Annotated in this window: 2 protein-coding genes; both read right to left on the bottom strand. The window is 68.5% G+C overall.

Annotated elements, in window-relative coordinates:
* Positions 1-47: 47 nt before the first annotated feature.
* Positions 48-1,865 carry a cellulose binding domain-containing protein gene (locus AB0395_RS39355; RefSeq protein WP_366290478.1) on the bottom strand — a complete coding sequence of 606 codons (1,818 nt, stop codon included), beginning with the start codon at positions 1,863-1,865 and terminating at the stop codon, positions 48-50.
* A 145-nt stretch (positions 1,866-2,010) separates the two neighbouring features.
* On the bottom strand, positions 2,011-3,008 hold a 998-nt coding region (locus AB0395_RS39350; RefSeq protein ID WP_366290476.1), incomplete at its 5' end, for a chitinase.

The following is a 3,008-nucleotide window of genomic DNA, read 5'->3' as shown; positions in this document are numbered from 1 at the left end:
GGGGGGCCCGGCCCGCACCCGGTGCACGGGGTGCGGGCCGTACCCGGCTAGAAGCCGGCCGTGATCTTGGTGAACTCCCAGTCGGCCTGCGCGACGCCGCTGCAGCTCTCCGAGACGCCACCGCCGGGGCAGGGACGGTCACGGTTGACGGACCAGAACGCCAGGCGGGTCAGCCCCTTGGACTTGGCGTAGTCGGTGATCTGCTGCCAGGTCGCCGGGCTGGTCACCTCCTGCTGGTCGGACAGGCCGTTCATGCCGGAGATGCCCATGTGGGCGTAGGCCTGCGCGTCGGTCCAGCCGTTGGCGGACTTCAGCGCGTTCTTCAGGCCCTCGGCCGCGTTGACCGTGCTCTGGTACATGTTCGCGCCGCCGCTGAAGTCGAACGGCATGATCGTGTAGTTGTCGATCGGCACGGACAGCGCCTTGGCCTGGTTGATCAGGCGGACGCCGTGAGAGGTCGGGCCGCTGGTCGCGGTGCCGAAGGTCACGACGATCTTGACGTTCGGGTTGGCGGCCTTGACGATCTTGAGGCCGTTCAGGATGCGGTCCTGGACGGTGTAGTTCTCGAACTCGTCGGTGTTCTCGATGTCGAAGTCGACGACCGCCGGGCCGACGGCGTTGATGACCTTCTGCACGGCGCCCGCGAAGGCGTCGGGGGTCGAGCAGTTCGGGCCGAGCTTGTTGCCGCTCCAGCCGCCGAAGGACACCTGGACGCTGCCGCCCGCGGCCTTGACCGCGTTGATCGCGCTCTGGTCGGCGCCGCCGGTCAGCGGACGCTGGCCGTCCCAGGCCGGGTTGCAGCCGTTCTGGGCCAGGATGAACGCCATGGTGAAGGACTTGATGCCGGTGGCGTTCATGACGGTGCCGATGCTCGGCGGGTTGCCCCAGCCGGTGTAGTAGTACGGCGCGCCGGGCATCTTGGCCGGGTCGGGGTTGGTGCAGCCGGTGGTCTTGCCGCTGACCGCCGCGCTGGCCGCGGACTCGCCCTGGTCGTTGTAGGCCTTGACCGTGTAGCTGTGCGTCTCACAGGTGCCGAGACCCGAGATCGTCGCGGAGGTGCCCACGACGGTCGCCTTCGCGGTCGTCCCCTCGTACACCCGGTAACCGGCGACCGAGCCGGTCGAGGCGCCCCACGACAGCGAGATCGCGGAGTCGGTGCTGCCGGTCACCGTCACGTTGCTCGGGGCGCCGGGGGTGCCGGTGGTGCAGCCCGTGGTGGTGCCGCTGACCGAACCGCTGGCGGGCGACTCGCCGGCGCTGTTGTAGGCCTTGACGGTGTAGCTGTGCGACTCGCAGGTGCCCAGGCCGGAGATCGTCGTCGAGGTGCCGGTGACGGTCGCCTTCAGGGTCGTGCCCTCGTACACCCGGTAGCCGGTCACCGTGCCGGTCGAGGCGCCCCACGACAGCGAGATCGTGGAGTTCGTGCTGCCGGTCACCAACGGCACCCCCGGGGTGCCGGGAACCTGCTCGACCGGGCCGCCGCCGCAGTCGGCGCCGTTGACCTTACAGCCGGACGGGGTCGCGGTGGCGGGCGAGGCGATGAAGCCGAAGCTCACACTGCCTCCGGCCGGGACGTTGCCGTTCCAGCCGACGTTGCTCAGCGTGAAGTGCGTGCCGCTCTTGGCCAGGCTGGCGTCCCAGGCGGAGCTGACGTTGCCACCCGCGGGCAGGTCGAACTCGACCTTCCAGTTGCTCAGGGCCGCGCCACTGTCGTTCTTGATCGTGTATTTGCCTTCGAAGGCCGATCCCCAGCTTGAGGTCTTGGTGAAGGTCGCCGTTACCCCGGCCGCGCTGGCCGGTGTGGTGGCGAGCAGTACACCCGAGGCGGCGATGGCCGCCGCGACGAGAATACGCAAAGAACGCATGTTCCCTCCATGGGGAAGAGGTGCGAAGTGAGGTTCGACGTTCGGGGGGTGTCACTTCTTTGGGGGGTGTGCCGAGGTAGGGCCCGCGCCCCGGGGGCGGAAGACGCGGGCCGTACCGGCTGTGGTCCCTTGAGGGGTATGGCCCTTAGGGAAGCGTCGCGAGGTGCGGCTTGATGGTCTTGGAGAAGTTCCAGTTGTTGCTGGCATCCCAGTTGATCGACCAGGTCATGGCACCCCTGATTCCGGGGTAGGCGTTCGGCGGCACGAAGCTGCCGCAGTTGGTCTTGGTGGCCAGGCAGGTGAGCGCCTGGTTCACCATGGAGGGAGCGACGATGCCGCCGCCCGCCGCGCCGGGGCCCGCGGGCAGGCCGAGCGCGACCTGGTCGGGGCGCAGGCCGTTCTCCAGCTGGATGCAGGCGAGCGCGGTCATGAAGTTGACCGTGCCCTGCGAGTAGGCGGCCATCTTGTCGCAGCCGAGCATGGAGCCCGAGTTGTAGTACTGGGTGTGGACGACCGTGAGGATGTCCTTGATGTTCAGCGCGAGCTTGAAGTACTCGGCGCCCGGCGACTGCATGTCGATCGTCTGCGGTGCCATCGTGATGATCAGGTCGGAGCCGGCCTTGGCGCGCAGCGACCTCAGGGCCTGGCCCATGTAGGTGGAGCTGAGGCCGTTCTCCAGGTCGATGTCGACGCCGTCGAAGCCGTAGTTCTGCATGAGGGCGTAGACGCTGTCGGCGAACTTGGTCGCGGCCGCGCCGCTGGAGACCTGGACGTTACCCTTCTCACCGCCGACCGAGAGGATGACCTTCTGGCCTCGCGTGTGCAGGGTCTGCACGTCGGCCTTGAACTGGGCGTCGGTGTAGCCGCCCAGGGAGGTCGACAGGCCCGGGTCGACCTTGAAGGTGACCTCACCCGGGGACGAGGAGGCCTCGCCGAAGGAGACGGCGACCAGGTCGTAGTCCCGGGGCACCGAGGCGAGCTTGAGCTCGACGGCCGCGTTGTCGAAGTTGTGCCAGTAGCCGGTGAGGAAGTGCTTGGGCAGCGGGCTGGTGGTGCAGCCGGTCGTGGTGGCGCTCGCCGGGTCGCTCTTGGCGCCCTCACCCGTGCCGTTGTAGGCGGCGACCGTGTAGGTGTGCGCCTCAC

Origin of the sequence: Streptosporangium sp. NPDC051023, from assembly GCF_040689595.1 — a bacterium.
GTDB lineage: Bacteria > Actinomycetota > Actinomycetes > Streptosporangiales > Streptosporangiaceae > Streptosporangium.
Note: the sequence above shows the minus strand (reverse complement) of the source record. Positions and strands in the feature narration are given on the sequence as shown.